Source organism: Umboniibacter marinipuniceus, assembly GCF_003688415.1.
Lineage (GTDB): Bacteria > Pseudomonadota > Gammaproteobacteria > Pseudomonadales > DSM-25080 > Umboniibacter > Umboniibacter marinipuniceus.
The window spans coordinates 1-26,744 of sequence record NZ_REFJ01000003.1 but is presented as its reverse complement, the minus strand read 5'-3'; the positions used below and the strand labels follow the sequence as shown (position 1 = coordinate 26,744).

Annotated in this window: 23 protein-coding genes, 1 tRNA gene and 1 other RNA gene; 14 read left to right on the top strand and 11 right to left on the bottom strand. The window is 49.5% G+C overall.

The window, feature by feature from the left end:
- Positions 1 to 6: 6 nt before the first annotated feature.
- From DFR27_RS06390 to DFR27_RS06370, 3 genes are all read right to left on the bottom strand, one after another.
- Positions 7 to 570: an RDD family protein gene (locus tag DFR27_RS06390; RefSeq protein ID WP_121876638.1), complete on the bottom strand. Its 564-nt coding sequence runs from the start codon at positions 568 to 570 to the stop codon at positions 7 to 9.
- Between the two features lie 455 nt (positions 571 to 1,025).
- Positions 1,026 to 2,483, bottom strand: a complete 1,458-nt coding sequence (gene putP, locus DFR27_RS06380) for a sodium/proline symporter PutP (RefSeq protein ID WP_121876636.1) — start codon at positions 2,481 to 2,483, stop codon at positions 1,026 to 1,028.
- A 419-nt stretch (positions 2,484 to 2,902) separates the two neighbouring features.
- Positions 2,903 to 2,988 (bottom strand) — tRNA-Leu (locus tag DFR27_RS06370).
- Positions 2,989 to 3,283: 295 nt separating this feature from the next.
- Between DFR27_RS06370 and queA the strand changes: the two genes are divergently transcribed.
- The 4 genes from queA to secF all read left to right on the top strand — a co-directional run bounded on the left by queA (position 3,284) and on the right by secF (position 8,391).
- Positions 3,284 to 4,342, top strand: coding sequence for a tRNA preQ1(34) S-adenosylmethionine ribosyltransferase-isomerase QueA (gene queA, locus DFR27_RS06365; RefSeq protein ID WP_121876634.1), 1,059 nt, complete (start codon positions 3,284 to 3,286; stop codon positions 4,340 to 4,342).
- Between the two features lie 10 nt (positions 4,343 to 4,352).
- Positions 4,353 to 5,483, top strand: coding sequence for a tRNA guanosine(34) transglycosylase Tgt (tgt, locus tag DFR27_RS06360; protein WP_121876973.1), 1,131 nt, complete (start codon positions 4,353 to 4,355; stop codon positions 5,481 to 5,483).
- Between the two features lie 129 nt (positions 5,484 to 5,612).
- The gene (gene secD, locus DFR27_RS06355) at positions 5,613 to 7,463 is read left to right on the top strand and encodes a protein translocase subunit SecD (protein WP_121876633.1); all 1,851 of its coding nucleotides are present in this window, start codon (positions 5,613 to 5,615) and stop codon (positions 7,461 to 7,463) included.
- Between the two features lie 10 nt (positions 7,464 to 7,473).
- Positions 7,474 to 8,391 (top strand): protein translocase subunit SecF, encoded by a 918-nt coding sequence (gene secF / locus DFR27_RS06350; RefSeq protein ID WP_121876632.1) that lies wholly within the window; start codon positions 7,474 to 7,476, stop codon positions 8,389 to 8,391.
- A gap of 113 nt (positions 8,392 to 8,504) precedes the next feature.
- Here secF and DFR27_RS06345 read toward each other — a convergent pair whose 3' ends face one another.
- The gene (locus tag DFR27_RS06345; protein ID WP_121876631.1) at positions 8,505 to 8,969 is read right to left on the bottom strand and encodes an Lrp/AsnC family transcriptional regulator; all 465 of its coding nucleotides are present in this window, start codon (positions 8,967 to 8,969) and stop codon (positions 8,505 to 8,507) included.
- A 194-nt stretch (positions 8,970 to 9,163) separates the two neighbouring features.
- On the opposite strand from DFR27_RS06345, the gene DFR27_RS06340 reads away from it, so the two are divergent.
- The 4 genes from DFR27_RS06340 (at position 9,164) to DFR27_RS06325 (ending at position 16,002) form a co-directional block, all read left to right on the top strand.
- Positions 9,164 to 12,655: an indolepyruvate ferredoxin oxidoreductase family protein gene (locus DFR27_RS06340; RefSeq protein WP_121876630.1), complete on the top strand. Its 3,492-nt coding sequence runs from the start codon at positions 9,164 to 9,166 to the stop codon at positions 12,653 to 12,655.
- Complete coding sequence (locus DFR27_RS06335; protein ID WP_121876629.1) at positions 12,655 to 13,719, top strand: Glu/Leu/Phe/Val family dehydrogenase; 1,065 nt, start codon at positions 12,655 to 12,657, stop codon at positions 13,717 to 13,719. The genes DFR27_RS06340 and DFR27_RS06335 overlap by 1 nt, the downstream gene beginning before the upstream one ends.
- Before the next feature lie 96 nt (positions 13,720 to 13,815).
- Positions 13,816 to 15,087 (top strand): glycosyltransferase, encoded by a 1,272-nt coding sequence (locus tag DFR27_RS06330; RefSeq protein WP_121876628.1) that lies wholly within the window; start codon positions 13,816 to 13,818, stop codon positions 15,085 to 15,087.
- Between the two features lie 39 nt (positions 15,088 to 15,126).
- Entirely contained in the window at positions 15,127 to 16,002 is an 876-nt protein-coding gene (locus DFR27_RS06325; RefSeq protein ID WP_121876627.1) for a glycerophosphodiester phosphodiesterase family protein, read from the top strand.
- A 53-nt stretch (positions 16,003 to 16,055) separates the two neighbouring features.
- On the opposite strand, the gene DFR27_RS06320 is transcribed toward DFR27_RS06325, so the two are convergent.
- Positions 16,056 to 16,850: an inositol monophosphatase family protein gene (locus tag DFR27_RS06320; RefSeq protein ID WP_121876626.1), complete on the bottom strand. Its 795-nt coding sequence runs from the start codon at positions 16,848 to 16,850 to the stop codon at positions 16,056 to 16,058.
- Positions 16,851 to 17,009: 159 nt separating this feature from the next.
- On the opposite strand from DFR27_RS06320, the gene DFR27_RS06315 reads away from it, so the two are divergent.
- Together DFR27_RS06315 and DFR27_RS06310 are read left to right on the top strand one after the other, a co-directional pair.
- Positions 17,010 to 17,759, top strand: coding sequence for an RNA methyltransferase (locus DFR27_RS06315; RefSeq protein ID WP_121876625.1), 750 nt, complete (start codon positions 17,010 to 17,012; stop codon positions 17,757 to 17,759).
- A 22-nt stretch (positions 17,760 to 17,781) separates the two neighbouring features.
- Positions 17,782 to 18,930, top strand: a complete 1,149-nt coding sequence (locus tag DFR27_RS06310; protein WP_121876624.1) for an IscS subfamily cysteine desulfurase — start codon at positions 17,782 to 17,784, stop codon at positions 18,928 to 18,930.
- Here the strand turns inward: DFR27_RS06310 and DFR27_RS06305 are convergent.
- Entirely contained in the window at positions 18,927 to 20,252 is a 1,326-nt protein-coding gene (locus DFR27_RS06305; RefSeq protein WP_170150802.1) for an MFS transporter, read from the bottom strand. The two genes, DFR27_RS06310 and DFR27_RS06305, sit on opposite strands and share 4 nt — an antisense overlap.
- A gap of 66 nt (positions 20,253 to 20,318) precedes the next feature.
- Between DFR27_RS06305 and DFR27_RS06300 the strand changes: the two genes are divergently transcribed.
- Both DFR27_RS06300 and DFR27_RS06295 read left to right on the top strand, forming a co-directional pair.
- Entirely contained in the window at positions 20,319 to 21,425 is a 1,107-nt protein-coding gene (locus tag DFR27_RS06300) for a serine hydrolase (RefSeq protein WP_121876622.1), read from the top strand.
- Positions 21,415 to 21,618 (top strand): SlyX family protein, encoded by a 204-nt coding sequence (locus DFR27_RS06295; RefSeq protein ID WP_121876621.1) that lies wholly within the window; start codon positions 21,415 to 21,417, stop codon positions 21,616 to 21,618. Before DFR27_RS06300 ends, DFR27_RS06295 begins: the two co-directional genes overlap by 11 nt.
- 8 nt (positions 21,619 to 21,626) lie before the next feature.
- Here DFR27_RS06295 and DFR27_RS06290 read toward each other — a convergent pair whose 3' ends face one another.
- The 5 genes from DFR27_RS06290 to DFR27_RS06270 are packed head-to-tail and all read right to left on the bottom strand — an operon-like array spanning position 21,627 to position 25,337.
- Positions 21,627 to 21,989 carry a hypothetical protein gene (locus tag DFR27_RS06290; RefSeq protein ID WP_121876620.1) on the bottom strand — a complete coding sequence of 121 codons (363 nt, stop codon included), beginning with the start codon at positions 21,987 to 21,989 and terminating at the stop codon, positions 21,627 to 21,629.
- Between the two features lie 4 nt (positions 21,990 to 21,993).
- On the bottom strand, positions 21,994 to 22,581 hold the full coding sequence (locus DFR27_RS06285) for a BON domain-containing protein (RefSeq protein ID WP_121876619.1): 588 nt from the start codon (positions 22,579 to 22,581) through the stop codon (positions 21,994 to 21,996).
- Positions 22,569 to 23,171, bottom strand: a complete 603-nt coding sequence (locus DFR27_RS06280; RefSeq protein ID WP_121876618.1) for an SIS domain-containing protein — start codon at positions 23,169 to 23,171, stop codon at positions 22,569 to 22,571. Before DFR27_RS06280 ends, DFR27_RS06285 begins: the two co-directional genes overlap by 13 nt.
- Positions 23,162 to 23,530: a YraN family protein gene (locus DFR27_RS06275; protein WP_121876617.1), complete on the bottom strand. Its 369-nt coding sequence runs from the start codon at positions 23,528 to 23,530 to the stop codon at positions 23,162 to 23,164. Before DFR27_RS06275 ends, DFR27_RS06280 begins: the two co-directional genes overlap by 10 nt.
- Positions 23,517 to 25,337 carry a penicillin-binding protein activator gene (locus DFR27_RS06270; protein ID WP_121876616.1) on the bottom strand — a complete coding sequence of 607 codons (1,821 nt, stop codon included), beginning with the start codon at positions 25,335 to 25,337 and terminating at the stop codon, positions 23,517 to 23,519. Before DFR27_RS06270 ends, DFR27_RS06275 begins: the two co-directional genes overlap by 14 nt.
- 36 nt (positions 25,338 to 25,373) lie before the next feature.
- Between DFR27_RS06270 and rsmI the strand changes: the two genes are divergently transcribed.
- Both rsmI and rnpB read left to right on the top strand, forming a co-directional pair.
- On the top strand, positions 25,374 to 26,219 hold the full coding sequence (rsmI, locus tag DFR27_RS06265; protein ID WP_121876972.1) for a 16S rRNA (cytidine(1402)-2'-O)-methyltransferase: 846 nt from the start codon (positions 25,374 to 25,376) through the stop codon (positions 26,217 to 26,219).
- A 20-nt stretch (positions 26,220 to 26,239) separates the two neighbouring features.
- Positions 26,240 to 26,588, top strand: an RNA gene (gene rnpB, locus DFR27_RS06260) — RNase P RNA component class A.
- Positions 26,589 to 26,744: the final 156 nt, after the last annotated feature.

The following is a 26,744-nucleotide window of genomic DNA, read 5'->3' as shown; positions in this document are numbered from 1 at the left end:
AGGTGTCTAGAAGACACCTCCACTCTTAACACCTATTCGCTGGTCTTTAGGGACCTCAACAACACGCGTAGCGCTAATTATGTCAGTTAAGCTATCCTTTTTTGCGAACAAACACGCCGCATAGTTAACCACAAAGATGCCGTAAGCCAGCCAGCTAAGGATGGTTGATTCGAGGCTTGACGCGGCCAAGAGGACAGCAACCCCGAAACCTACTACGGCGAATCGGCAAACGGATTCTCGCCAGCTAATGAGCTCGCCACTGGGCTTCTGTACGCGAAGTTTCCACGCTTGCATCCCAAGTGTTTGTCCATTTCGAGTCCAAAAGAGGCCGAAAAAAAGTATGACAACGACAACCCAGCCCGCAAACAGAATTAGCTTCCAGGCATCGCTGTACATCACACCGTAGTCACCTTCAGCTGGTGTAGTCTGAAATTGGTAGGCAATCAAGGTAACGACCCCGAAATAGGCGAGACTCAAGGCCATGACGAGTAGGGTATCGTAAGCTAGGGCCGCGACGCGTCGCCAGATACGTCCAGACGGCATGTTTTCGTAATCGGTGGGAGTTAACATGGGTGGCTTCCGTAATATTTTCCCAGCAGTCTACCAAGCTTTTGCTGGCTTAAAAAGTTCTACGGAGGCTAGTGCTTAAACCAAATTGAAAGTATAAGTCTTTCTTCTCTAGAAGTTGATATAACTGTGGGGCGGTAGATCGGCCGCTGAGCGCCACTTTACATTCGTGATTGAGTCGTAACAGATTGTGTACCATACGCTCGGCCGAGTACCGAGGAGCGTCTTGATCAGCTTCCTCGTAGGCGGGAGAACTCAGTCGAGCAATTTTGGCATCGAGATACTTGTGGAACTGCTCTATTTCGCGCAGCTCAATGCGGTACCGAGACTTCAATATGCGTTGTGAAGAATGCTCGACGGTAGGTGTAAAATACAGAATTTCAGACATCAGATTAACTCAAAATAAGGTGCGACTACTCATTTAGTGTAGTCGCACCTCGCTAGATTGTCCGTTATATTTAGTCTAACTGACGCTTCATTTCATCAAATACAGCTAGTTTTAGCTGATTTGGTTTAGGGGTTAAGAGGCTAGCGATGATGGCGGTGATCAAACCCGCTACGAAGCCTGGAACGATTTCATAAATCACTCCGCTCAGTCCTAGTTTAATCCAGACTAGTACCACCGCAGCGCCTGTAATCATCCCAAGTACCGCACCCCAATAACTGAGGTTTCGCCAAAATAGTGCGAGTAGAATCACTGGCCCGAAGGCCGCCCCGAAGCCAGCCCAAGCATTACCAACAAGGCCTAGAATACTCTCGCTGGGATCCATCGCTAGCCATCCTGCTACTAGACAGACCGCGACCACCGATAACCTACCAATAACCACGACGTGAGAAGAGGAGGCGTTCTTTGCAAAGAGCTTGTGAAAGAGGTCTTCGCTAAGGGAGCTAGCCGAGACTAATAGCTGTGATGAGATGGTACTCATAATGGCCGCAAGAATGGCAGCTAAGAGGAAGCCCGCAATAAGAGGATGAAAGATGATTTGCGAAAGCACGATAAATATCGTTTCGGGGTCAGCAATATCGACGTTGAATTCGCTGCTGTATGCGCGTCCAATTAGACCCACGCCTAGGGCACCTAATACGGAAATAATCATCCACCCCATACCAATACGTCGCGCAGTGGGTAACTCTCGGATTGAGCGAATGGCCATAAAGCGGACAATGATATGAGGTTGACCAAAATAGCCCAACCCCCATGCTGCACTAGAAATTATGGCGATAATACTCACGCCTGTTGTCATTTGTAGTAGCTGAGGGTCTATCTGTTGAAGGCTATCAAACGGAGCATCTGTCAGTGTAAAAGCGACAACAGGTACAACTACCAGGGCGATGAACATAATACAGCCCTGCACGAAGTCAGTAAGACTAACAGCGAGAAAGCCGCCGAACAGCGTATAGGCAACGACTACCGCTGCGGTAATCATAATGCCCAGCTCATAGCTCTGACCGAAGGCCGATTCAAAGAGCTTTCCCCCGGCTACGAGGCCTGCAGAGGTATACAAAGTAAAGAAGACGACAATCACCAGTGCCGAGATGGTTCGCAGCGCTTGACCGTCATTACTAAACCGACTGCCTAGAAAGTCCGGAATAGTCACGGCATCGTTAGCGAGTTCTGTGTAAATTCGAAGGCGTGGGGCAACCAGTCGATAATTAAAGTAGGCGCCGATTATTAGGCCAACCGCAATCCATGCGGACGACAAGCCGCTTATGAACATAGCACCTGGGAGTCCCATAAGAATCCAGCCGCTCATGTCCGAGGCGCCTGCGGATAACGCCATCACGCCGGGACTGAGTTGTCGGCCACCTAAAAGGTATCCTTCAACATCATCTTGGGTGTTTCGGTAGGCGTAAAGACCGATGGCGAGCATGACTAGAAAATAGCTGCCGATTGAAATGAGAAGGTAGGTATCCATTAGTACTCCCGTTTGTTATCCCGAAAGCATGAACGCTTCTACTCGGATTTTCAACCTACAAAAATGCCCCGCATTCGCGAGGCATTAATTTGTATGGCCCCAGTGGGCGGACGATTCAAAACAGCATTTACAAAAATGCCCCGCATTCGCGAGGCATTAATTTGTATGGTACCAGTGGGCGGACGATTCAAAACAGCATTTACAAAAATGCCCCGCATTCGCGAGGCATTAATTTGTATGGTACCAGTGGGCGGACGATTCAAAACAGCATTGGCTGTTTTGCCCCTTCGGGCGATGGCTCGCAGGCTCGCATCGATTCTCATTACTCCTAAGTCGTAATGAGTCGAACCGGAGTGGCGGTCTCGACGCCCCCAGGCCACATACAAAAATGCCCCGCATTCGCGAGGCATTAATTTGTATGGTACCAGTGGGCGGACTCGAACCGCCACGCTTATTCAGCGGGGGATTTTGAATCCCCTATGTCTACCAATTTCATCACACTGGCACAGCAACACGTATGGCTATAATTCTAGCTAAGATTCAAGCCAATAAGCCGAGAACCTTGAATTATTAGAAGCACTGTCGTGTATGGGGCGCATATTACTTATGAGCTCTAGAGCTGTCAACCAACTTTGTGGCTAAGTTGCTGTTTTTAATGCAGTTAGGCTATTTTTCAGTGATGCGTGAGCGGTCGCATCTCACTTTAGGTAGCACTTGCTATTTATAGATAGTATTCCGAAGTGGTAATTGGCGGGGTTTTTCGCTAAGGTTGCGCGCGCAAAATATACTCAGAGAATACTATGAAACGATCCTCCTTTAGCTTCGAACTTCCACCCCATCTCATTGCGGATATGCCGATGAGCGAGCGAACGAATTCGCGCCTTCTGAAGCTAGATGGGGAAACCGGCGACACCGAAGATCTCGGCTTTCGCGATATATTATCGCTAATCAATGCTGGTGATTTATTAGTCTTCAACGATACACGAGTGATCCCAGCTAGACTGTTTGCTCAGAAAGCAACTGGCGGCAAGCTTGAAGTCCTAGTAGAACGTGTCTTATCCGAAGACTCGGTTCTGGCACATATTCGTTCATCTAAATCCCCAAAAGAGGGGAGTATCATCAAATTTCCAGATGACGCGAACGCCCAGGCGGAGATGGTGGGCCGAGACGGCGCGTTATTCAAATTAGTATTTAATCAGCCAGTACTACCGCTTCTTGATCGCATAGGCCACATGCCTTTGCCGCCATACATTGAACGTTCTGACAACGACGAAGATAAAGAGCGCTATCAGACTGTCTATAACCGAGCCCCAGGGGCAGTTGCGGCGCCGACAGCGGGGTTGCACTTTGACGAAGCGCTGTTGGCAGAATTAAGAGAGAAAGGCGTAGAGACGGCCTTTGTCACGCTTCACGTTGGTGCTGGTACCTTCCAGCCGGTTCGTGCCGATGACATTGAATCACATGAAATGCACTCGGAATGGGTTGAGGTGAATGATTCTGTGGTTGAGGCGGTTAAGCAGACGAAAGCTCGAGGTGGGCGCGTCATTGCCGTAGGTACTACGTCGGTGCGGAGCTTAGAGAGTGCGGCACAGTCTGGTCAGCTCGAACCGATGAGCGATGATACGTCAATCTTTATCTACCCAGGTAAGTCGTTCAACGTTGTCGACGCGCTGATCACCAATTTTCACCTATCAGAATCAACACTCATTATGTTGGTTTCTGCTTTTGCAGGATATCATCACACCATGAGCGCTTATCAGCACGCGATAGCGGAAGAATACCGTTTCTTCAGCTATGGTGATGCCATGTTTATTACTCGCAATAACGCTGCGAATGCGGAAGAGGTTCCCAATGCGTAAAGAATGTTTTATGAGTTTTGAGTTGGACAAGACTTCAGGCCGAGCACGTCGTGGGCGTCTCAAGTTTCCTCGCGGCACGGTAGAAACGCCAATCTTTATGCCAGTGGGCACCTATGGCACCGTTAAGGGTATGACGCCCGAAGATCTATTGAAGATAGGCTCGCAAATCATTCTTGGCAATACCTTCCACCTGTGGCTTCGCCCCGGAACCGAGGTCATAAAGGCGCATGGAGATCTCCATGACTTTGCTGGCTGGGATAAGCCGATACTCACGGACTCCGGTGGTTTTCAGGTTTTTTCCTTGGGTAAATTGCGCAAAATCACCGAGGCAGGCGTCAGCTTCCAGTCGCCGATTAACGGCGATAAAGTATTCCTCGACCCAGAGAAATCCATGCAAATTCAACGTGACCTTGGGTCAGACGTGGTGATGTGCTTCGATGAGTGTACGCCATATCCGGCCACCCATCGTGAGGCCAAAGACAGTATGGAGATGTCGCTGCGTTGGGCACAGCGCTCAAAGGATGCTCATGGTGATAACCCGTCAGCGTTGTTCGGTATTATTCAAGGCGGCATGTATCAAGACTTAAGGGAAGAAAGTGTTAAAGGGCTGTTAGATATCGGCTTTGATGGTTATGCGATTGGCGGCCTGTCAGTGGGTGAGCCCAAAGAGGATATGTTCCGAGTCTTGGATGTGACTGAACCGCTGATGAATGAGGATCAACCGCGCTACTTGATGGGCGTTGGTAAGCCAGGCGATTTAGTTGAAGGCGTTCGCCGTGGTGTGGATATGTTTGATTGCGTCATGCCAACCCGTAATGCGCGAAATGGCCACCTCTTTATCCATGAAGGCGTGGTCAAGATTCGTAATGCCAAGCACAAACTGGATACCTCACCACTGGATCCGCACTGTGACTGCTATACCTGTCAGAATTTTTCACGCGCTTATCTACACCATTTGCATCGCTGTAACGAAATGTTGGGTGCGCAGTTAAATACCATTCACAATCTCCGTTTTTACGTTCGTCTGATGGAGCGAATTCGCGAAGCGTTGGATGAAGATCGTTTCGATCAATTCGTTGTTGATTTCTACGCCGCGCAAGGTCTTGATGTACCTGAATTGGTGCCGCCAAGCGAATCCTAACGACCATCAGGTCATAAAAAACACCTTAAGTAGGGAATTCGGTTGAGCTCTCTACTTGAAGTGCGCATAATCGACCCCATATAACCCTTTCATAATGATAATTGGATCAGCTGCGGCTGAAGACGTTTTATGCCTAATAAAAATAGCTTCTTGAAGAGCTTTGCCATCCTTGTGCTGTGTTTACTCGGCGCATTGTACGCACTCCCTAATATCTATGCGCCGGACCATGCTTTGCAGATAAATGGTTACGACGGTCGACTTGAAAACATCGATGTCGTTGAGAGGCAGGTTAGTACCGCGTTGGAAAACGCCGGTATTGAGACCCTTCGCATGGAACAGACTGACGCTGGAATTCTAGTTAGACTAAACAGTGCGGATACCCAGTTACGAGCTAAAGAGATCATTAGCGATGCCCTAGGCCGTGAGTTCGTCGTGGCAATGAACCTCGCCGATACAACGCCTCAATGGCTAATTGATTTGGGTGCTTCGCCAATGACCCTAGGTCTTGACCTGTCTGGTGGCGTTCACTTCTTACTCCAGGTAGATACGGCTCAGGCAGTACAAAATAGTTTAGAAAGTCGTGAAAGCGAGGTTCGTACCCAACTTCGTGAGAATCGAATTCGCTACAGCAACGTGGCAACCGAAAATGGCCGTCTGAATGTTATTCTTCGTGACGTTGCGAAAGTGGCAGAAACAACCTCGTTATTGAGAACCACTTACCCAGACCTTAATGTTGAAGTAAGTGAAACAGACGCCCTAGCGGTTAATATTAGTTTTTCTGATGCTAAGGTACGAGAGCTCGAAGACTATGCAGTCCAGCAGAACTTGACCAGTTTACGTAACCGCGTAAACGAGTTGGGTGTGGCAGAGCCCATCGTTCAACGTCAGGGTCGTTCGCGGATCGTAGTGCAGTTACCTGGTGTTCAGGATGCAGCACAGGCGAAGCGGATTATTGGTAAGACGGCGAATCTCCAGTTCCACCTCGAGTCGAATTCCTCTACGCCATCTTATTTGCGAGAAACGCTGCCTAACCGTGATAACCCCAACCTCACTGCGGTAATTGACCGCACGCCTATTGTTACTGGCGATCAGGTGACTAATGCGCAGCCTACGTTTGATCCACAAACGAGCACGCCTCAGGTTTCTATCACTCTTGATGGTGCCGGTGGAACACAGATAAACCGGGCAACACGCGATAACGTTGGTCGTAGGATGGCGGTGCAGTTCATCGAATATAAAACGCGATTCCGAACGGTAACGAATGAGCAGGGGGAAACCGTTGAAGAGCCTTATCAAGAGGCCGAGCGCAGCTGGATTTCACTAGCGACCATTAACTCACCTTTGTCGAACCGCTTTGTTATCACTGGTATCAGTCCAGTTGAAGCCAGAGAACTCTCATTACTACTAAGAGCAGGCGCACTAGCCGCACCGGTGTATTTCGAAGAGGAGCGCACAATCGGACCGTCACTAGGTGCTGAGAATATTGCTAAGGGTATCGACTCTATTAAGATCGGCCTCGGGCTAGTGGTTATCTTTATGATTCTCTACTACCGTGTTTTCGGATTCATTGCGAATGTCGCACTAACCGTGAACTTAGTGCTGATGGTTGCCGTAATGAGCGTGCTCGGTGCGACGTTAACGATGCCAGGTATCGCCGGCATGGTGCTTACTGTTGGTATGGCAGTTGACGCCAACGTACTCATCTTCGCCCGAATACGGGAAGAACTGAAGAACGGAAAGAACCCTCAAGTTGCGATTAATTCCGGCTACGAACGAGCGTTTAATACCATCTTCGATGCCAACATCACCACCTTCTTAGTGGCGGTAATCTTATATGCAGTAGGCACTGGCCCAGTTCAGGGCTTCGCGGTTACCTTGATGGTGGGTATTGCCACCTCTATGTTCACAGCAATTTTGCTAACCCGACTCATCGTCAATGCCATTTATGGCGGTCGTCGTGTGTCGAAGTTGATGATTTGAGGAGCGAGTTATGAGTGAGCAAAAAACAATTGATTTCATGTCGCGTCGTAAGTGGGCGGCACTATTTTCAGCCATCTTAGTGGTGGCGTCTATCGCATCCATTGCCACTAAAGGGCTAAATTTCGGCTTAGATTTTACTGGCGGAACCTTGCTGGAGCTGGAGTATGAACAACCGGCAGAGCTAACGGCAATTAGAGAGCAGTTAAACGAAGCCGGCTTCGCCCATTTTACCGTTGTAAACTACGGCTCAGAACGTGACGTGATGGTTCGTATGCAGGGAACGGGTAGTGCCCAACTATCGGACAGTGTCCTCACTACGTTGCGCGAATCAGGTGAGCGTATTGTCCTAAAGCGGGGTGAGTTTGTTGGTCCTCAGGTAGGTAATGAACTTCGAGAGCAGGGCGTATTAGCTATGCTGGCGGCGTTGGCGGTAATGATGGTCTATGTATCGGTACGCTTCCAGTATAAGTTCTCGATTGGTGCCGTGGCAGCCTTGGCGCATGACGTGATCATCACTGTAGGTATCTTTTCGTTCTTTCAGTGGTCGTTTGATCTGACGGTTCTAGCCGCGGTGTTAGCGGTCATTGGCTACTCTTTGAATGACACGATTGTTGTCTCAGATCATATTCGCGAGAATTTCCGTAAGTTGCGTAGTGATGACGCGGCATACGTGATCAATTTCGCCATCACTCAAACCTTAGAGCGTACGGTAATTACCTCGTTTACCACCTTGTTAGTTGTGCTTTCGTTATTCTACTTCGGTGGTGAGATGATTCACGGTTTTGCGTCAGCCTTGCTCATCGGTATCGTTGTGGGTACTTATTCATCGATTTACTTGTCTGCAAACGCGTTAATGTCGATGAAGCTCTCTCGAGAGGATTTACTCCTCAAAGAGAAAGAGGAAATTGACCCTAACGGTGTTGTTTAACGCACCGTTTAAACTAAAAAAAATGCCCGCTACTGTGTCAGTAACGGGCATTTTTTTTACATCAGTATTCGGCTCTAGGCGTTGCACTCTTCAGCGCGCTAAGCCAAGGCTTGCTAATCCAGCGGCAGCGCGGTGCTGTTTTTAATCTCGGTTACGGCGATATGCGAGTGAATCTCTCGTACCAGTTTGTTCGCGGTCAACGTATGGCGGATAAAGTGCTCGTAGCTCTTAATATCTTTGGTGATAATTTTTAGCATGTAATCCCACGTTCCGGCCATGGTATAGCATTCAACAACCAGTGGCTCTGTGGACATAGCCTCTTCGAAGGCATTGAGATCGAGATTACTTTGTGCCGCCAGGTTCACGGTTGCAAAGACAACAATATCCACACCAACTGACTCTCGGTTCAGGATGGCTACTTGGCGCTTAATGACACCCAAATCTTGCAATCTTTTGATCCGACGCCAGCAAGGCGATTGGCTCATATTAACGCGCTCAGCAATCTCTGACGAAGTGAGCGAAGCATCTTGCTGAAGAACGTTCAAAATGCGCTTGTCCTGTTGGTCGAGCTCTGTCACAAGCCTCTCCTTATCTAAGTGGAATTCTTTTTTTGTAAATTATATACATAATTCACTTGTAAGTTGAATAAAAAATTCAAATTAAAAGAAAAGTAAGCTTATTGGAAATAACAATTTCACTGCGGAGATTCTAAGATTATGTAACAACTAATCGCCTGATCTTATAACAAAAATGAAGTGGTGGAGTAGCAATTATGATCGATAAGTCGGTAACGCTCGACGATAAGTACAACCCAGAGGCCAAACGTGCCTATATGACTGGTATTGAGGCGCTCGTAAGATTGCCTCTTCTTCAGCGTCAGCGCGACCTTGCGCGCGGCATCAATACCGCCGGCTTTATTTCGGGATATCGTGGCTCTCCGTTAGGCGGTGTCGATCAAGCGCTTTGGCGAGCGCGAAACTACCTCGAAGAGAATCACGTTAAATTTCAGCCTGGTATTAACGAAGATCTTGCTGCGACAGCCGTATGGGGAACGCAGCAAGTAAACTTCAATCCAGGAGCGAACTACGACGGTGTATTCTCCATGTGGTACGGCAAGGGACCGGGCGTGGATCGTTCGATGGATGTGATTAAGCATGCGAATGCGGCCGGTACTTCCAAGTACGGCGGTGTCCTAGCTGTGGCGGGTGATGATCACGCCTGTAAGTCCTCTACCTTGCCTCACCAGAGTGAGCATATGTTTATCGGCGCGTCGGTCCCAGTTCTAAATCCGTCCAATGTACAGGAAGTGCTAGATCTTGGTATTTTTGGTTGGGAGCTCTCTCGTTACTGTGGTTGTTGGGTTGCGTTGAAGGCAATTACTGAGAACATGGACTCGGCGATTTCCGCCAACATTGATCCAAATCGGATTGAAATAAAGATTCCTAATGACTTTGCGTTGCCGGAAGGAGGCGTCCACGCCCGCTGGCCAGATCGCCCGCTTGAGCAAGAGGAGCGGCTTAACAAATACAAGATTTACGCAGCGCGCGAGTTCGCTAGGGTTAATAACCTAAATAAGATTGTGATTGACTCGGACAAGCCACGGTTAGGTATCATCACCACAGGTAAGTCCTATCTTGATGTAATGCAAGCACTGGATGATTTGGGTATAGACGAAGGCTTAGCGGCAAACATTGGACTTCGCGTATACAAGGTCGGGATGAGTTGGCCGCTTGAACCGGTTGTTACTCATCAATTCGCCGAAGGGCTTGATGAGATTTTGGTCGTCGAGGAAAAGCGTTCGATTATTGAAGATCAGCTCACCGGCCAACTCTATAACTGGCCTACCGAACAGCGTCCACGGGTGGTAGGCGAGTTTGACGAGGCTGGCAAAGATCTATTACCAAACTTAAGTGAATTAACGCCAGCGATGATTGCTCGCGTGATTGCGCACCGGATTGCTCGGTTCTTTACGTCAGACATTGTTCAGCAGCGTTTAGATTTTATTAATAACAAAGAGCTCGCGCTTTTTGCTCGAAAACCGCTAGTTGAACGATCTCCCCACTATTGCTCAGGTTGTCCACACAACACCTCCACGAAAGTACCCGAAGGTTCCAGGGCCATGGCAGGTATCGGCTGTCATTATATGGCAACTTGGATGCCGGGCGAGCGCGAAGGCGTCAGCTTTACTCAGATGGGTGGCGAAGGTGTGACTTGGGTAGGGCAGGCTCCGTTTACCTCAACGAAACACGTATTCCAGAACTTGGGTGATGGTACCTATTTCCATTCGGGTATTTTGGCAATTCGTCAAGCGGTCTCAGCAAAGGTTAATATCACCTATAAGATTCTCTTTAATGATGCCGTTGCGATGACCGGCGGCCAGCCAATTGACGGTGAGCTAAGTATTGATCGCTTACTCTTTCAATTGAAAGGTGAAGGGGTAGATCGAATAGCTTGGGTGATTGACCCCAAGGAAGTTGATAATGTCATGCCTAACGCACCATTTGACGGAGTCAGTGTTCACTGGCGAGATGACCTTGATGCGGTGCAGCGAGACTTGCGCGAAACACCGGGATGTACGGTTATTGTATACCAGCAAACCTGTGCTTCCGAGAAACGTCGTCGACGCAAAAAGAATGCGTTCCCAACACCAAAAGAGCGCTTGATTATTAATCCGGAGGTTTGCGAGGGGTGCGGTGATTGCGGCGTAGCATCAAATTGTCTGTCACTTCAGCCATTGAAGACCGAACTCGGGGTTAAGCGCCGGATAGACCAAAGCGCCTGTAACCTGGATTTCAGCTGTGTGAAAGGTTTCTGCCCAAGTTTTGTTAGCGTTGAGGGAACCTTACGAAAGCAGACAGCTCAAGGCGATCTGCCGCAGATAGCGATTCCAGAGCCCAAGCAGCAAGTGAGCTTAGATAAGCCGTGGAATATTGTCGCTACAGGTGTTGGCGGTACAGGTGTACTCACCGTAACGAGCCTGATTGCTATGGCGGCTCACCTTGAAGGCAAGGGTTGCGCAACGATGAATCAAACTGGCCTAGCGCAGAAGTTTGGTGCGGTAGTTTGCCACGTTCGCGTAGCAGCCAAGCAAGAAGATATTTTCGCCGTCCGCGTTCCCGCCGGCGAAGCAGACCTTTTACTAGGCTGTGATTTAGTTGTCGCGGGCAGTGACGAGTCCCTGGCAAAGGTTGATAGTCAGCGTTCATTTGCCATTATTAATGAAGTGGATACACCCACCTCTGAGATATTTAAAGATCGCGACCATGCGCTGCCAATGGAAGCGATCAAGGCTGAGATTTCAGGCCATTTAGGCGCTGATCGGGTCGCCTTCTATCATGCTACCGACCTTGCCGAGCAACTCCTCGGCGATTCAATTGGCTCGAACCTGATGTTGATGGGGTGCGCTTATCAGCGCGGACTGCTCCCTGTTTCTCAAGAAGCTATGTTTCGAGCGATTGAATTGAATGGAGTAGCGATTGATCAGAACAAACGAGCCTTCGAACTCGGTCGACTACTCGCGCATGATCCAAGTGCATTTTCCGCCAAGGTTCACCAAGAGGTTGTGCTATTAAATGACTACCAAGACGTCGTCGACGATCGATTTGAACGCCTAGTTGAATATCAAAACGAACGCTATGCACAACAATTTGTTGCGGATGTTGCGGCCGTTGCCGAAGCAGAGAAGGCGCTGTTTGATGACAGTTCGTTACCCCTTTCTACAGCGGTTGCGAGGTCGCTATTCAAACTGATGGCCTATAAGGACGAATACGAGGTTGCTCGATTGCAAACCACAAGCGCTTTCAAGAAGTCGCTAGCAGCGCAGTTTGAAGATGGCTTTAAGGTTGCCTATAACTTAGCTCCGCCCCTGCTGGCTAAGCAGGGCAGTGACGGGCGAATTCACAAACGCCGCTTCGGTGCTTGGCTAACGCCGGTGTTATCGGGCCTAGCCAAGTTCAAAATGTTACGTGGCACCCGTTTTGATGTATTTGGCTACCACAAAGATCGAGTCGAAGAGCGCGAACTCATCGAAGAATATCGAGAGGTGCTTAAGACACTTTCAAAGCGGATTACCGTTGAAAACTTTGATATCGCGCTTGAGGTGGCTGCGCTACCGATGTCGCTTCGTGGCTATGGTCATATCAAGGCCGCCGCAGTGCCCGAGTATCGTCAGCAACTGCAGCATGCCATGGGAGCAATGCTCGCTGAGCGGATTCCTGTAACCAACCTTAGTAATGATAATAATAAAGTGAATGAGGAAGCTTAATGAGTGTCTTTAGTAATAGAAACTTCGATCAGCATGAAAATGTGGTATTTCATGAGTGTCGAGCCAGTGGCTTAAAGGCGATTATCGCGATACACGATTCGCGTTTAGGTCCTGCCATGGGAGGCTGTAGAATGTTTCCTTATTCGAGTGACGAAGCGGCGATCAATGACGTACTGCGTCTCTCTCAAGGTATGACCTACAAAAATGCTTTGGCCGGCTTAGCAATTGGTGGTGGTAAGGCCGTAATTATCGGTAATCCACGCGAAGCGACGGCGGCCACTTGGGGCGCGATGGGGGATTTCGTTCAATCCTTGTCAGGTCGCTACATTACGGCCGAAGATTCTGGTACTAGTGTCTCGGCAATGCAGCTAATCGCTCAGCGTACTCCTTATGTAACCGGTGTATCGAGCACTCAAGCGCACCAAGGTGACCCGTCACCGAGTACTGCGAAAGGCGTTTACTTCGCCATGAAGGAGTCCGTTCGCGTTCGCTATGGTCAAAATCATCTTTCTGGCTTGACCGTGGGTATCCAAGGTTTTGGAAATGTTGGCCGCCACCTATGTAAATTGTTGATCGAAGCTGGAGTCAGCGTGTTTGGCGCCGATCCAAACCAAGATAACGCCGATAGCGCGAGAGCCCTAGGTGCCAAGATTGTTGATCCAGGCTTGTTAATGACGCTTCCGATGGATGTCTTCGCGCCCTGTGCGATGGGGGCGATTCTTAACAGCGACACCGTCGCTAAGTTGCAGACAGGCTTAGTATGCGGAGCGGCCAATAACCAGCTAGCAACCCCGGACGTTGAGCTTGAACTAATGAAGCGAGAGATTCTCTATGCGCCTGACTTCGCGGTGAACTCAGGTGGAATTATCGACGCATTTTCACAGTATTCACCAACAGCGAATATCAATGTTGAACAGCAGATAGCCGAGATATCTAATACCTTGGCGGCGGTGTTTGACTACGCGAACGCTAATGGTGTTACCGCCGGCTCCGCCGCGGTCAAACTTGCGAAGTTGCGTGTTGAAAACGGACTTACCCCTGAGAAGAGCTTATTGTCGGCATAGCAGAGCGTTCATACGCAGCTCTGTACTCCTTTTGGCCCGTGAATACACGGGCCTTTTTTTTGCGCTACAATACCGACAAATTCAACGGAACTCCCTATGCGTGTATTAATGATTGGCTATGTTTGGCCAGAACCCTCGTCTTCGGCGGCGGGGCGCCACTTCATGTCGCTAGCTAAATTGCTGGCGATTGGGGCAAGCCGACTTTGTATCGCGAGTGCGGCCGAGCGCACTGAATATTCGGCGAACTTCGAAGTCTTCGGTTTTGAATCGCAGCAACTCGAGATCAATAGCGCTAGTTTTGATGAATATGTCAGCGACTTTGATCCGCAGCTTGTCGTCTTCGATCGTTTTATGACTGAAGAGCAGTTCGGTTGGCGGGTAGCGAAAGCTTGCCCTAATGCGTTGAAGATCTTGGACACCGAGGACCTGCAGTCACTAAGAGAGGAGCGGAGACGTTGTGTGATGGCGGGGGAAATATTTCAGACTCGCATGCTGCTATCTGCTGAGAAATTTAAACGTGAAATCGCTGCCATCCATCGAAGTGATTTGAGCTTGATTATCTCGCCCTATGAGCACCGGCTATTGATCGATAGTTTCAATGTCCCTCAATCACATTTGGTGTTACTTCCATTCCTCGTGGAAGCTGATGAATTATCGGTCTCAACAAGACCGCTAAGCGAACGCAACGGCGCGGTAGCTATCGGAAACTTTCGCCATGCGCCAAATTGGGATAGCGTTCGAGAGCTTTATCGTTTGTGGCCACGTATTCGCGAACGGCAACCAAGCGCAACAATCAGTATATTTGGTGCTTACTTACCTCCTAAGGCGATGCAACTCAATCAACCACAAATAGGTTTCTGCGTGAAAGGCCGAGCAGAGGATGCGCTAAAGGTTATCGGTGAAGCTCGGTTGCTGTTAGCGCCGCTGCGATTTGGAGCGGGTTTAAAGGGGAAGCTATTAGAGGCGGCTATTATGGGGACGCCGTCTGTTACCTCGGCAATCGGCGCTGAAGGAATGCTGATAGACTCCGATAAATGGCCGGGCGTCATCGCCAATGACGACGACCACTTTGTCGAGGCGGCTGTTCGTCTATTCCGCGATGACGACTACTTTCATGAGTGCCAGCGCCCAACAAAGTCTTTCGTCTCGCAGTTTAAGTACGAAAATTGGGCACCTAAGTTAAAGGAACGACTGGCTCACATTTTAGAACTAGGCATTGAGAACCACCGACAGGGAAATCTGACCGGACTACTCATGAACTATCATGGTGCCAAAAGCTATCAGTTCATGTCGCAATGGATTCAGGTGAAGACCGAATTTGCGGCATTTCGAAACGCCGTTGACGAAGGCGATCACAATAGCGAATAATTCAACAACAACAATAATAATTTAGCAGAGTGTAACGCTATGAAACGATTGATCGTCAGTCTTTTGGTGCTGGGAATTATCTACACAGTATTAAGACTGTGGCCAAGTTCCGTTCCTACCGAACCCCCTTCTTTTTTTAGCTCCAATAGCTTCGATGTGATCGCACATCGGGGCGGAAAAGATCACCGCCCTGAAAATACCCTAGTTGCGTTTCGGCATGCGGCGGCAATTGGCGCTACCGTATTAGAGTTGGATGTGCATCTAAGCGCCGATGATAAGCTGGTGGTCATTCACGATGATCGCGTTGATCGAACCACGGATGGTAATGGCTTAGTCGCCGAATTGACGCTGTCGGAACTTAAGGCGCTTGATGCTGGTTACGGGATGGCCGTAGGTGCGAGCTATCCATATCGTGGTTTGGGAATCGGGGTTCCTTCACTAAGATCGGTCACCGATGAATTTAGTGAGTTGCGTTTTGTCATGGAAATCAAGCCGAACAGCGAACATGCCGCCGTGCGCTTGTGTGAATTTATTATCGCCAACGAAATATCGGAGCGAGTCATCGTAGGGTCGTTTCATACGGTTGCGATGAAGGCGTTCAGAGCTATGTGCCCAAATGTCGTGACGTCTTCGCCAACCTTAGAAGTTGCCCGGTTCTTTGTGCTTCATAAACTCGGTTTGACTCACTGGTACAGTGGTGAAGGGATGACCTTACAGATACCGCTAGCGCATTTTGGCCTGACAGTGGTAACGCCGGAACTTATTGCCGATGCCCAGGAGAATGGGCTAAAGGTGCATGTCTGGACAATAAATGATGGTGAGACAATGCGTGAATTGATAGCGTGGGGTGTAGATGGAATCATTACCGACGTTCCGGAATTACTGCAAAACATAGCAACCACGGACGATAAATAGAGGTTGTTTCCCACCCGCTGAGTGCAAAGGCCCTTGGGTGGGAAGCAAAAATGCTACAGTGACAAGTGTGGACGCACGTTTTGTAGAATAGGCTTGATTAGCTTTGGCGTAGCGGCCACTACATGGCCTTTGCTAAGGTAGTCGTGGCCACCGTCTAGGTCCGTGACTAGACCGCCAGCTTCCTTTACTAGCAGGGTGCCCGCCGCCATGTCCCAGCTGGCTAAACCAAGTTCCCAGAAACCATCTACTCTACCGGTAGCTACGTAAGCGAGGTCAAGGCTAGCAGCGCCAGCACGACGGATTCCAGTGCTCAAGGCCGCAATTTGCGCCATGCCCTTGGTGTAGCCTTCAATATGCTTATCTTGCTTACCACGGAAGGGAATACCAGTTGCCAGCAGTGCGCTGTCTAAATTTCGCGCCGAGCTGACCCTGATGCGACGACCATTGAGGTTAGCGCCGCGACCTCGAGTAGCGGTAAACTCTTCACGGCGAACTGGGTCGAGAACAACAGCATGTTCAACCTTGCCGCGGTAGATACAGGCGATAGAAATAGCGTAGTGGGGAATTCCACGAATGAAGTTAAGAGTGCCGTCAAGCGGATCGATAATCCACTCGTATTCGGCAGTACCATCAGTGGTTCCAGTTTCTTCGCCTAATATCTTGTGATCAGGGTAAGCTTTGCGTAGGTGGTAGATGATCTCAGCTTCTGCTCGGCGATCCACTTCGGTGACGAAGTCATTCAAGCCCTTCTCATCAACCTTAATAAGTTCTAGTTCTTCTGAGGCACGAACGATTAACTCGCCTGCCTTACGCGCAGCGCGAAGCGCTATGGTTAGCATGGGTTCCATGATGGCAATCTCTTTTTTAAAAAAACGGTTCGACTTAGCGAGCACTTAGCTTAACAAAACTTTGCCCGCATCCCTATAAGAATTTTTCCTCATTATAGCTAGTCATATCTCGGTAGTGCTAAACTTCACTCCAACTTAAGTTTAGTCGAGAATTATTTAATGTTAGAGCGCGTTTCGGTGGTCATGGTAGGAACAAGTCACCCAGGGAATATCGGCGCAACGGCGCGAGCGATGGCGGTGATGGGCTTGTCTAAGTTGGTGCTGGCTAAGCCTCGATGCGAAGTAAATGATCAGTCCGAAGCGATGGCCTCCAAAGGGCAGGGGGTACTGGAGGCTCGCATTGAGACGAACTCTTTAGCGGAAGCCCTAGCTGGGCAGCAGCTGGTTATCGGTGCCAGCGCTCGTGTTCGAGGGCTTGATTGGCCACTGGTAAGTCCACGGGAAGCTAGTGCAATTATGGCAGCCAAGCTCAAGAGTGGTGAGGCGAGTGAGGTGGCGTGGGTGTTAGGTCGAGAAGATACCGGCCTAACTAACGAAGAGCTCGCGCATTGTCATTACCATGTACACATTCCCACCAGTGCTGAGTATTCATCGTTAAATGTCGCTGCGGCTGCGCAGATACTGGCCTACGAAAGTCGATTAGCCCTCTTAGATATTGGTGCGGCTGCGGTAACGAGTAGTGCCGACGAAGCCTTGGCCACTGGTGACGACTTGGCATTCTTTTTCGATCACCTTGAACAGGTAATGGTTGAGGTTGGCTTCCACAATAGAGCGGAGCCTAAGCAAACGATGCAGCGGTTACGAAAATTGTTTTATCGTAGTCATCCTAAGTCTGCGGAGATTTCAATCCTTCGTGGTATTCTCAGTGGTGTACAGAAGAAAATTAGCAACAACGATAACATGACCTAGCGAGGTCTATGAGGAAGCATTAATGAAACGTCCTATTTTTCTTGATTACGCCGCGACAACTCCTGTCGATCCTCGCGTGGCAAAGGAAATGATCAACTGTCTTGAACTAGACGGCAATTTTGGTAATCCCGCGTCGCGCTCGCATGTTATTGGTTGGCAGGCCGAGGCCGCTGTTGAAGCAGCTCGATCACACGTTGCTAAGTTGATCGGCGCTAACCCGCGAGAGATTGTCTGGACTTCAGGCGCAACAGAGTCCGATAACTTAGCCATTAAGGGAATTGCGGAGAGTTTGGCGGCGAAGGGAAAACATATCATTACTTCGGCCATCGAGCACAAGGCAGTTCTTGATTCCTGTGACTATTTGAGCAGTAAGGGATTTGAGATTACGAAATTGCAGCCCGATTCATCTGGCCGGATTAATCCCGATCAAGTTGAGGCTGCGCTGCGTAACGATACGATCTTAGTGAGTATCATGCACGTAAATAACGAGATTGGCGTTGTTAATCCCGTCGCCGAAATCGGTGAAATATGTCGCCGTAATCAAGTCGTATTCCATGTAGATGGTGCTCAGTCAGCAGCAAAAGTCGCTATTGATGTGGTAGCGATGAACATCGATTTGTTGAGTATTTCGGCTCATAAAATGTATGGGCCTAAGGGAATTGGCGCGCTGTATGTTCGCCGAGCACCGGAAGTTAAGGTTGCGGCGCAGATTCATGGTGGTGGGCATGAACGCGGTATGCGTTCTGGCACGCTCCCTACTCATCAGATAGTTGGATTCGGGGAAGCGGCTCGAATCGCCTCGGCTGAATTAGCCCAAGATCGTACTCATGCATCGCTACTACAAAAGGCCTTCCTCGCGGAGCTAGATGGGATAGAAGGTATACATGTAAATGGCTCGATGGAACACCGATCTCCTATGAATCTGAATCTCAGCTTCGCTGGTGTTGATGGCGAATCGCTGTTGATGTCCCTCAACAGGCTTGCCGTAAGTTCGGGATCTGCCTGTAATTCGGCGAGCGTTGATCCAAGTTTCGTCTTGGTCGGAATTGGCGTTCCCGCCAAACTGGCGCTGACGTCGCTACGATTTAGCTTCGGGCGTTTCAGTACCAAGGAGGAGGTTGTTGAAGCAGCTAAGATACTGGGTTCCGTTTATACCTCGCTGCGCGGTTAGCCCAGCCTGAAGCACTTCTCACTTGGAATGATAAGCGCCAGAGCGAGACAGCCGATTAATGCTAGGCACCAAAGAAGGGTGGTGGCGCTGACTAAATTGAGGTTATTTAGTAGGTAACCCCCCAGCCCGCTTGCAAGCACCACGCCTATGGCGTCAGACATACTTGCAACGGTGGAGGTTTTACCAATTTGATCTGATGGCGCCCTGTCCATTAATTGTGCTGAAGCGCAGTTATAAACCAGCCCCATGCCAGCGCCAACGAGTACCCAGCTCAGTGCAAACAATAGCGGTGTCCAATTCAACTGCAGAATGACGATCGACGCCAAGATCCCAACGAAGATAAGTCCGTTTCCTATCAAGATCAGTTCGCGACGCTGAGTTCGTGCACGGTCAGCCGCTGCGATGGCGCTTGCCGCCGTCCAGCCAAGCGCTCCAATGACTAAGACTAATCCTGCTTCGCTAGCACTGTACGCATATTGACGAACAAGAATCAGCGGGATCATGACATCCGCGGCGTAGAATGAAAAATGAACCAGTCCCCTAGTTGCGGCCAAACGCGCTTGCGGAGCTCGATGTAAGCGCATTGATGCGGGGGAAATTGCCCGAACGCCGAAGACAGCCGTTGCAACAAGGAGTAGGGCCAGTGCTACATAGTTGAGTGTGGTGCCAAAGCTAAGTGCGAGCGAAGCGACGGTAACGAGCAGGGCTATCACTAACGCTAGTATCATGGTGCGTCGCCGGGCCGGGCTTCCGGTAGAGTTGAAACTGAAGTGTCTTAGCCCCACATAGACGGTTGTGAGTGAGACGAACAGTAGCGGTACTTGCAGAATAAACACCGCACGCCAGCTTAGATGATCACTCAGCCAGCCGGCCGTAACGGGCCCTAGCATGGCGGGGACCAACCATGCCGCAGAAATAAGCCCAATTACTTTTGGGCGCACGGCCTCGCTGTAGCAATGTGCGGTTAATGAAAACAGCACTGCATAGAGTGCGCCACCGCCCACTCCTTGAAGAAACCTCGCTGCGACAAAATAGTTCATCGAAGTGGCGAATGAAGCGACGACTAAGCCTAGCGAAAATGCAATAACAGCGAACACTAACGGTAACATAGGTCCTTTGCGATCAAGTCTGTCGCCCGCCCAAACTACCGAGATCAGCGAGCCTATCATGTAGAATGAAAATGCTGCGCCGTAGAGGTGGTCGCCATTTAGATCTGAACTAATAAAAGGCATAATAGTGTTGATGGCGAGCTCGTCGAACGCATAAAGCATGATGCCGAGTATTTGGCCTGTAAGTAGCAGCTTTTGCTCGCGGGAAAACATTATTAATCCTAGTCGGCAGTCAAAAAGCATATTCTGTCCTAGTCTGGAGTGTGGGTAAAATCTTTTATGGCGATAACCGCTGATCAGCGTTCGGAATTTAGTAGCTTTTACCATTCACTCATGCGGCAGCTTGGCGACGAAGGTAGTGCCTTCGTTGTATTTCAAGACGGTCGCTGCGTGATTAACCTCGTGAGTGGAGAGTCAAGTCCTGGTCTAGCTTGGTGTGAAGATACGAAAGTCATCTGCTATTCAGCCTGTAAGGGAGCGCTGGCCATGGCAATTGCTAAATTGGTTGCAAAGACTGAGCTTTCATACCGTGATCCTTTAGGGAAGTGGCTTCCGATACCCAAAGATAAGCCATTGGCGCTGAGCTCTGTTGGGCAGTTGATGTCACATTGCAGTGGTTTCGTGGCTTTCCATGAAAAGGTTGATGGTGAGCTCATTTACGACTACGACGCTATTTGTCGACTTACACTCAACGAGTCCCCCTGGTTTAGTGGCAAGACACTTGCCTACAGTCCGTTTCTCTGGGGGTGGTTGGTCTCACAACTAATTGAGGCGGTTACAGGCGAGTGTTTTACTCATTCTGTTGCGGGGATTAATTATGGCGCGCCCAGCGAGACCGAGCAGTTAGCGACCCTGGCACCTAATCTAGCACCGTTGAAGTCATACCGAGAGCATTCCTTAAAACGACAGTTAGGCCCAAACGGCGATCCGATGACCCGCTCGGCCTTTATGAATCCGAGTACCTTAATGGTAGGCCATAACCAGTCATCATGGACCTCTGCTATGGTCCCGGCGGCAAGCGGCAGAGCGTCGGCATTCGGTCTTGCTGCAGCGTATAGTGATTTTTTGCGCAGTATCCAGAAAGATGACCCCGTGTCACCGGCAACCACGGTGGCACAGGGAATCTGTCAAACCACGCAAACGCCAATGGCATTTTCCTATGGCTTTATGCGCCCACAGGGTACAATTGATACCCAATTTGGCTCGCTGTCCGGAGGCTTCGGTCATAGTGGCGCTGGCGGCAGTTTTGCCTTTGCCGATATCACCCATGGACTGGCAGTGGCCTATGTGACGCGGTCTCTTGGTCAGGCGATGTTTTTAGATCAGCGCGGCGTTGAGCTGGTAACACGATTGTATTCACTTTTGGAGATAGACGATGAACTATGAAGCTGAGATAGAGCAGCTGCAAATCCAAACTGCGTTTCAGGAGTCGGCGCTTTCTGATTTAAACGAGGTAGTGACTAGGCAGGACGAAGAATTACGGGTTATCAAAAAGCAATTACGATATCTCAACGAGATGCTTAAACGAAAAGATGAAGGTGACCCAGCGCCAACGAATGAGCCACCCCCGCATTACTGAGATCGAAGTTATCCGCGGTTAAATAACGCTTTTAGCTTCGCAAACAAACCTTTCTTTTCATGTGTTTGCGTGGCGACAGGAATTTCCTGTTCGTCCTCAGAGATATCTGCTTCATCGTTGATAGCCGACATTGATGCGTCTTGTACGTCGGTAGATTCAACCAAGCACTCTAGGCCACAGCCTTCCACTAGCTTGGCTAGTGCATGGGCCTTCTCGCTGCTGAGATCTGGTTTGATGACAACAGGCGCGATGGTCATCAGTTTCTCGGTGTCGGAATGGCTGATTGAAAATAGGGAGGAAAACGCCTCGAGCGCTTCCGTCCAGTCACTGTGCTCTAGAGTAGAACCTGTCAATTTAAGGTTGTAGCTCATGAGATTATCCCTCTGCATATTCGAAAACCTTTACGATACGCTGTACGCCCCCCGTCTGTCGAGCAATATCGACAGCTACATCAGCTTGAGAGCGAGTAACAATGCCCATCAGGTAGACAACACTGTTTTCGGTTACTACCTTAATATTGGAAAAATCGTAGTCTGAGTCTGAGATGGCGAATCGACTACGAACTTTGGCTGAGAGGTAGGCGTCATTGGCACCTGCGAGCGCAGAAATCTCACCGCTGATAGCGATCTGGTTGTGTACTTGGCGAACCCCTTTAACATCTCGTGCTATCTGCGTTACTCGTTCTCTCTCTGCCTCAGTGGTAAGTTGCCCCACTAGCAAGACAACACCGTTGTAACTGACGACCGAAATATTAGCGTCAGCGAGTGCCTCACTACTGTGGCGAATATTAACGGCAACCACTGTCTCGATCTGTTCGTCATCGATAAATCGACCAAAGCTCCGGTCAAGCTCATCATTCTCAATGGGACCATCAGTGGTTGCGGTAATAATGCTAGTACAGCCTGCCAGTACAGTGAGCGTAACTAAACTAAGTATTGTTAAAGTTCGGCCTAGTCGTCGCATTCATCTACTCCAAAAAGTTGTGCTTCTAGTAATTCAATTAAACATGCAACCGCCAATTGGTGAACTTCGGTTAGCCGAGGGGACGGTTCGATGGGCGTTGCTATCTCAATGTCATCTTCGCCGAGAGCGGAAAGATAGCAATCTAAGTCTGGCCCTCCCAGTATTACAATGCTCATCCCGCGACTCTTTGCGGCATTGATAGCAGTGAGTAGCGCTGGAGAAAATTCCTGTTGAGTGATAATGACAAGGCTATCGCCTTCTTGTCCTAGTCCTATGATTTGGCGCGCATAGATATCGTCAAGACCATGATCATTGGCAATTGCGCTAATCGCGGTGGCGTCTTGGTTGAGGGAGAAAATAGGTAGTGCTGGGCGCTCGCGCTCTAAGCGGTGCATCAGGCTTGCGGTGAGTTGCTGGACAACGCTAGCGGCCTCGGCCGAGCCACAGGCGAGAATTCTCCCCTCGTGAACTAAGGTGTGGGTGAGAAGCTCACTAGCTTCGGCTAGCGGTGCAGCGATGGCTTCACAGGCGGCCATTTTTGCCGCGATACTCTCGTGAAACTGCTCGATAATAAACTGTTCTAAATCCATGATGACTCGCAATCAATAGCATTCTTTATCCAAATGATTTCACTGTTTTTATTCGCAATGACGTCAAATCGGAGTGGTTGATTCTGATATTCTCGATTTTCACATAAAAAGTGATGAGCTGCTTTAATTAATTTTCGTTGTTTCGCAGCGGTAAGATAGTCTTCAGGTAGTCCGAAGGTATTAGCGGTACGATATTTCACTTCGATGAAGATCAGGGAGTCAGGTGAGCTTGCAATAATATCAATCTCGCCGAAACGACAGCGATAGTTAGTGGCGATAATAGCAAGCCCATTGGCAATGAGATATCTGACTACTAATGCTTCGTAGGCAGCACCAAGAGCAACGCTATTTTTCGCCATCAGCTATGGGAATTAGATTGCCGTTGCTATAGACACCCCAGCTCAAGCGCCTGGATATCGAACGATCCGAGCTCACGCTAAGTTTGCCGGTGTAGCCCGAGAGGCGTGTTCCAGGAACCAAATGGAGGTAGTTGAGTCGAGTGCCAATAATCATACTGTCTGCACCAAGCGCCATAAGAGCTTGAAGTGCCGGCTGTCCTTCGGCGGAGGAAAAGATCAGCCTGTTGCTTTCATCTTCATGGAATACTGACCAAGGAGCAACTGAGACGTAGACTCCGTTTAGGTCTCGGTTCCGGGTTTGATTAACCTCGCCCGAATAGACTCTGCTGGTGGCGAAGACCTCTAGGTCATTACCGTGATTGAAGTCAATTTGAGGCTTTATTTGCCTCGCCTCAATTGGAGACCCACTTATAAAGATGCTGTCAATATCTTGGCGGCGTCTATCTTCCGCCTCTACAGGAAGTTGAAGTGCGTTAGAGATGGCTCGAGCGCGCTCCCTTGATTTTCCAATATGCAGAGCGCCGGCGATTTCGTTTGCGAACTGGCTTCCTACGGTTAAGCGAGTGGTCGCGATATCCAGTGATGAAGTATCACCGCTAGCCAATAGTTGATCCTGCCAGGTGGCTTCGAAGGATTGTTGCATCTCGTCATTACTGCTTCCAACGGGAAGTAGGACTAGTGGCTGCCGATAGCCATTGTTGTAGATCATTCTCGCGACTTCGGCGCCTTCCTCGGCAGAGTTTAAGCTAAACGAAAATAACTGCTCGTTATCACTAACGGTATCGTAGCTATTGAGTAACAGCGTGGGTGTATTGACTTCCGCTAACGATGCGATCTGCGCTACTTTTTCCTTTAGTAGCGGTCCAATGATTAAGTCGTATCGGCTGGCTAAATCAAGGTAGGTCGCCATGAAATCATCGGTATTGCTGTCGTAAAAATCAATCGTGGCAACTCGACCGCCAGCCACGCTCATGTTGTAGTGCGACAGTATTATCCCGTTTTGAATCGCGCTCCCGTAAGCAGCGAGCGGCCCACTAAGTGGCAACATTACCGCTGTTCTCGGCGGTGGAAGTAATGAAAGTTCAATGAGTTGAGTGATGAGCTCTGGTGTGTCATTGAAAAACAGGCTTGGATTAGCATCGATGAAAGTCGTTAGCGCCTCACCTTGCTTGTCGATAGATGTGCGCGAGTCAGAAAGTAACAGAGTAAGCGTTATCCAGCTTCGCCAGCTAGGGTCTGAGGAACTAGCCTCCTCGATAATTTGAACTTCTTCCTCAATGAGCAGCTGAATAATCCGTTGGTCGCAGGCGTCTGAAATCATTAGACTACACTGATCAAATACGGCGTGTGCGGCGTTGTAGTATTGGCCTACTAGCTCAAAGCTCTCGGCGGCGCGTTGGCCCTGGTCAATTGCGACGACGTTGGGAAGTTGGACCGATGGTCTATCGGAAGCTAGGTTAAAGAGCGCCGCAGCCTCGGCGTGGCGACCTTCAGCATTTGCAATGACCGCTCGAATTAGTGCTACGCGCGTCTGATCTGCGTTGTTGAGAAATGTGTTGTCCCATTGCTCAAGGTACGGTGTGAAGACTTGGCTATTATCGGCTGTGATATAAGGTGTAAGTTTCAGCGATTCTTCTATTTGTTCACTTGTTGTTAGTTCAGCTAGGTGAGTGAGCGCTGCGGGCAAATCGTACACGGCCGTGTCTTCATTAACGCTTGGTACGACAGGATTGCTTGTTGGTGTGCAGCCAACGATAATACCGATGAATAATACAATTGCAGTGCTTCTGATAACTGACGAGTACATAATCTATAATTGACCTTACTGTATGGGGCGGAACACATTTTGACACAAGCTTTAAAACCGACACTTTATATCGTAGCGACACCGATCGGCAATCTAAATGATATCACGTTACGAGCAATTGACACCTTGAAGCAGGTCGAGTTTATAGCGGCGGAAGACACTCGTCACACACGTAGGCTCCTATCTCAGTTCGAAATCGAGACGTCTGTAATCAGCTTTCACGATTATTCCTCAGAAGAGTCGGCTCGTAAATTACTCGAACGAATAGTTAACGGTGAAAATTGCGCGCTCGTAAGTGATGCAGGAACGCCGCTCATTTCCGATCCAGGATATCGCCTGGTTAGCTTAGCGCCTGAGTATGGCGTGACGGTATCTCCCATTCCAGGAGCTTGTGCGTTAATCGCCGGACTAAGTGCAGCGGGGCTTCCGTCGGATCGATTCTGTTTTGAGGGATTCTTGCCAGCTAAGCCACTTCAAAGGCAGAAGCGCCTTGCTTCACTTGCTGGTGAGGAGCGTACTCTTGTCTTTTACGAGGCGCCTCATCGTATCGAGGCGCTCTTAGCGGATATGAAAATGGAGTTTGGTGAGCAACGGGAGGTGGTTCTCGGGCGCGAGCTTACCAAGACCTTTGAAACGATTACTCGAGGTACGCTGGCGGAGCTTGTTGATTTCACCGCAGCGGATGCCAACCAACGACGCGGCGAGTTTGTGGTCATGGTCGCTGGTGAGCAGGCGGTCAAACTCTTTGATGATAAGGTGAAGGAAACCTTCGCGCTCTTGAATGAGGAGTTGCCGCCTAAGAAGGCCGCCAAAATAGCGGCACAGATCCATGGTGTAAACGCTAAGGATATCTACCAATGGAGCTTGACCAAGAATAGCTAGTTAAGTAAGGTGCGCGCTTGGGAGTCGGCTAGGCAATCGCTATCTATTTATAGGTAGAGGAAAGTCCGGGCACCAAAGGGTAGAGTGCCAGATAACGTCTGGGGGGTGAAAGCCCACGGAAAGTGCAGCAGAGAGTAGACCGCCTAAGCTTCTTCGGAAGCCGGTAAGGCTGAAAGGGTGCGGTAAGAGCGCACCGCGTAACTGGTAACAGCTTACGGCAAGGTAAACCCCACTCGGTGCAAGACCAAATAGGCCTCCGTTGGCGCGACCCGCGCTGGAGGCGGGTAGGTTGCTTGAGACTATCGGTGACGATAGTCCTAGAGGAATGATTGCTCACGACAGAACCCGGCTTATCGGTTGGCTCCCAAACTAATTTAGTCCTTCGTTAAAAACATATTGACGAAGGTCAATGCTATCGGTATTATTGCCGACCTTGCTTGACGGGGGTGACCCGTCGCTAGTCAGAAGTCTTGGCTAAGAGCTGCAGTATCGCGTGTAATTTCACTTAGGCGAAACGCCTTAAAA